This window comes from uncultured Mailhella sp., from assembly GCF_944324615.1.
Taxonomy (GTDB): domain Bacteria; phylum Desulfobacterota; class Desulfovibrionia; order Desulfovibrionales; family Desulfovibrionaceae; genus Mailhella.
Genome location: NZ_CALUWY010000120.1, coordinates 1 through 2,564, shown reverse-complemented (window position 1 = coordinate 2,564; position 2,564 = coordinate 1). Strand labels below are relative to the sequence as shown.

6 protein-coding genes are annotated in these 2,564 nt (G+C 58.1%); 1 reads left to right on the top strand and 5 read right to left on the bottom strand.

Features of this window, described 5'->3' with window-relative positions:
- Window positions 1-263 (top strand): hypothetical protein (locus tag Q0K07_RS13080; RefSeq protein ID WP_294559800.1); only part of this gene is annotated, 263 nt, incomplete at its 5' end.
- A gap of 78 nt (window positions 264-341) precedes the next feature.
- On the opposite strand, the gene Q0K07_RS13305 is transcribed toward Q0K07_RS13080, so the two are convergent.
- The 5 genes from Q0K07_RS13305 to Q0K07_RS13060 are packed head-to-tail and all read right to left on the bottom strand — an operon-like array spanning window position 342 to window position 2,519.
- Window positions 342-1,337, bottom strand: a complete 996-nt coding sequence (locus Q0K07_RS13305; RefSeq protein WP_367178913.1) for a DNA cytosine methyltransferase — start codon at window positions 1,335-1,337, stop codon at window positions 342-344.
- 4 nt (window positions 1,338-1,341) lie between these two features.
- Window positions 1,342-1,557: a hypothetical protein gene (locus Q0K07_RS13075; RefSeq protein WP_294559799.1), complete on the bottom strand. Its 216-nt coding sequence runs from the start codon at window positions 1,555-1,557 to the stop codon at window positions 1,342-1,344.
- A gap of 14 nt (window positions 1,558-1,571) precedes the next feature.
- Window positions 1,572-1,787: a Lar family restriction alleviation protein gene (locus Q0K07_RS13070; RefSeq protein ID WP_294559801.1), complete on the bottom strand. Its 216-nt coding sequence runs from the start codon at window positions 1,785-1,787 to the stop codon at window positions 1,572-1,574.
- A gap of 5 nt (window positions 1,788-1,792) precedes the next feature.
- The gene (locus Q0K07_RS13065; RefSeq protein ID WP_294559798.1) at window positions 1,793-2,347 is read right to left on the bottom strand and encodes a hypothetical protein; all 555 of its coding nucleotides are present in this window, start codon (window positions 2,345-2,347) and stop codon (window positions 1,793-1,795) included.
- Window positions 2,331-2,519 carry a helix-turn-helix domain-containing protein gene (locus Q0K07_RS13060; RefSeq protein ID WP_294559797.1) on the bottom strand — a complete coding sequence of 63 codons (189 nt, stop codon included), beginning with the start codon at window positions 2,517-2,519 and terminating at the stop codon, window positions 2,331-2,333. Before Q0K07_RS13060 ends, Q0K07_RS13065 begins: the two co-directional genes overlap by 17 nt.
- Window positions 2,520-2,564 lie beyond the last annotated feature (45 nt).

Here is a 2,564-nt window from a genome sequence, read left to right as displayed (position 1 = left end):
TCTGGGCCGAACGGTCGAGCGATGAGAACCACTTGCCGCCGCACTTTTCCAGGGATTCAAACTTCATAAGGCACCTCTGTTGTTTTCTGATAGACCTTTCGCAGAATGCAAAAAAGGCCGGGAGCTCAGAACTGCAACAGAACAGCCAGGCCTATTCCCCCGAAGGGTATTCTATTAGCCTACTCCCGGCCTTAAATAGCCGACAAGATGCCGCTGCTTGTCCGGCGCAGGGCATGAAAATAGCCACGCTTTCGGGGTGGTGACTCGACCGTCTGTTGAGGAGTTTCTGAGGCTCCGTGAGGTCAGTGAATTAAATTTTCAAGGGAATGTCAAGAGGAAGCCTACCGTAAAATATCCATGAATGTCCTTATGAACGCTTCCGCCTGGGGCGCAACAATGGCGTTACCATAACCGCGCAGTCGTCCCACTCTGGAGGTAGTCCCATGAGCCAGCGGGCAAGAGCCGGGTTCAACTGGCCGCCACGTTCCATCCCGGCACAGAAGCCAGTCAGCATTTCTCCAGAAAACGTCAGTCGGCATGGTTCCGTCATTGCGGCCTGCCGTGGAAGCTGATCCGTCCTGTTTCTGCCGTCCGGACCTTCCGTGGACATGCCCGACGAGTCCTTCCAGTCCCGTGCGGACGGTGTTACCCAGCCCGTCAGAAAAACCATGTCCTCCAGTCGACTTTTGCGATCGAACGCCCGTGCAGGATTGCCGGTGGAATGCCCCGTTTCCACAGAACGAGGGGTTGCCCAGCCGGCCAACGATGCGCACGTTTGAAGATTCATTCCGCCTTCCCTCCCTGTTCTCCCCGCCACTGTACCGCAATTCATGGTCGGCGTAGGCCACCCAGTAGAGCCGTTGTCTGATATGCGGCGCACCGAAGCCCGCAGCGCAGGTATCAACCGCCCCGCAGGCGTAGCCCGCACCTTCCAAGTCAGATGATACAAGGTCGAACCATGCAAGACCGTCACGGCTTGCAACCTGCTCGCCAAAGATTGTGACAGGCCGGCACTGGCTGATGAGGTGGAAAAACGCTGGCCACAGGTGCCGCTCGTCAGAAGTCCCCTTTCTTTTGCCTGCCGCGCTGAAAGGCTGGCAGGGACAGGAACCTGTCCAGACGGGACGGTCATCCGGCCATCCGGCGCAACGGAGGGCATAGGACCAGACTCCGATTCCGGCGAAAAAATGACATTGCCTGAATCCGGCAAGGTCGGAAGGCACGACATCTTCAATACTCCTTGTGTCAACTTCTCCCGGTGCAATATGCCCGGCTTTTATCAGTTCCCGGAGCCATGCGGCGGCGAACGGGTCAATCTCATTATAGTAGGCACTCATAAAATTACCCGATCATATCATCAGAGGCTCTGTTCACCGCGCCCAAACGTATGTTCAGTTCCAGGTTCTCCTTTTCCAGTTCGGCAATCTCCTCCCTGAGCGCGTCTATCGTCACTTGCGCCACGGCCAGTATTTCCCCGCCCTCCTCCCGGTTCCGGCGAATCTGTGCCGCGAGGCGTGCGTTGGCCAGAATCAGACGCTCCACTTCCGCGCTTGTCACGTGTCCCTTCCGTCTCATTTTCCCGCCCTCCGGTTCCAGTCTCTGGCCGCCCGCACCACGGCCGCCTTTCTTCCCTCTTCTCCGGTCCGCGCCCATTCCGGGGAACGATGCGCTCCGCACAGTCTGCACACGGCATAGACGTACAGACCACCGGCGGAGATATCCGTATCCATTCTGATTTCCGCTTCCCCTCCGCAGAAGGGGCAACACTTCAAAGAGTCCTTGAACATTTCACTCATAAGCTCACCCCCAGCACGCGGCCGCAGGACTCCGCGTAGATGTTCACCACGGCCTGAGCCATGGGCACGTCGTTGGGAAACCAGTGATCCGCAAACGTGGAAAACACGCCGTCCAACATGAGCACGGGGCGGCGTGTTTCGTGCGTCGCCTGCACCAGCGCGGAAAGCATAAAGCTCAGCACCCTGGTGCAGGTGACGAGTTCATGAAGTTCCCCGGAGGCGCCGGAAACATGGCGGCGCAGGCATTCATTCATGGCCGCCACCTTCTCGTTCACGCTGCGGAACTGCCCGACATTCAGGCAATAACGGCCATGATAGCCCAGAAGCTCGAAACACTCCGCCATGCGGCGGTACACGCGGGCAAGCTGCCTCTTCGCCCACGCCGCTTCACAGGCACGCATATCCAGCGCGGGCACGGCATCGCCCTCCCGTTCTCCCCCGCCGCTGATACCCATCATCCACTGGTCGTAGATGGTCATGATGATGAGCAGAAGATGAAGCAGCCTGTCCCTTTTTTCCGCCTCGGCCCTGCGGTCACTTCTTTTTGCCATGCTTTCTGTCCTTGATCTTTTCCCGCAGCCACACATTGATAAGCTCACTGTCCGATATCCATTCACCTTCAATCTTCACCGCGGGAAGTTCATGCAAACGTATGAGCTTGCGCACCGTGCGGTCGCTGCGCTTCATGTACGCGCATATCTCCTTCATCCCCACAAGCTGCATCACGCCCCCTTCCGCTCGGCAAAGACGGGTTCTTCCTCTTCCACG

Excerpts from the sequence above, each read along its gene's own strand:
- Q0K07_RS13065 (WP_294559798.1), bottom strand. The coding sequence starts at position 2,347 with ATGGCAAAAAGAAGTGACCGCAGGGCCGAGGCGGAAAAAAGGGACAGG.
- Q0K07_RS13305 (WP_367178913.1), bottom strand. The coding sequence starts at position 1,337 with ATGAGTGCCTACTATAATGAGATTGACCCGTTCGCCGCCGCATGGCTC.
- Q0K07_RS13070 (WP_294559801.1), bottom strand. The coding sequence starts at position 1,787 with ATGTTCAAGGACTCTTTGAAGTGTTGCCCCTTCTGCGGAGGGGAAGCG.
- Q0K07_RS13060 (WP_294559797.1), bottom strand. The coding sequence starts at position 2,519 with ATGCAGCTTGTGGGGATGAAGGAGATATGCGCGTACATGAAGCGCAGC.